Below are 708 nucleotides of genomic sequence, written 5' to 3'. Positions count from 1 at the left end.
GTAACCGTTACTACGCCACCAAATGCAGGAACATTGAGTGGAACACAAGGAATTTGTGTAGGTGATACAACAACATTTGCTAGCAATGGTGATGCTGGAGGAACATGGAGTTCAAGTAATGTAGCAATCGCTACAGTTGATGCTTCAGGAATTATTACAGGAGTTTCAGCCGGTACAGCAACAATTACATATACGGTTCTAGGTACAGGAGGATGTGTAGACACTTCATCTTCTTTAGATGTAACAGTTGCAGTTACTCCTACAGCAGGAACATTAAGTGGAATACAAGGAATTTGTGAGTCAGATACTACATTATTTACGAGTAATGGAGATACAGGTGGTGTTTGGTCATCAAATAATACAGCAGTAGCTACAGTTGACGCTTCAGGATTAGTAACTGGAGTTTCAGCCGGAACAGCAACAATATCTTATACAGTTGCAGGTTTAGGAAGTTGTCCAGATGATACTGCAACATTAACTGTGACGGTGACAAGAGCACCAGTAGCAGGAACATTAAGCGGAAATCAAGAGATATGTGAGGGAAGTGGAACTACATTTACAAGTAGTGGCGATGCAGGAGGAGTTTGGTCATCAAGTAATGGGTCAGTTGCCACAGTAGATGCAACAGGAAATATTACAGGAGTAGGACCTGGAACGGCGACAATATCTTACTTTATTGCAGGAACAGGAAGTTGTCCAGATGCATTG

Annotated in this window: 1 protein-coding gene; it reads left to right on the top strand. The window is 41.9% G+C overall.

The features are described from left to right. Nucleotides 1–708 (top strand): Ig-like domain-containing protein (locus ACFS5J_RS12440; RefSeq protein WP_379812547.1); only part of this gene is annotated, 708 nt, incomplete at both ends.

It is taken from the genome of Flavobacterium chuncheonense (genome assembly GCF_042686145.1).
Classification (GTDB): Bacteria; Bacteroidota; Bacteroidia; order Flavobacteriales; family Flavobacteriaceae; genus Flavobacterium; species Flavobacterium chuncheonense.
The sequence above is the reverse complement of the archived record's forward strand: the minus strand, read 5'-3'. Positions and strand labels throughout refer to the sequence as shown.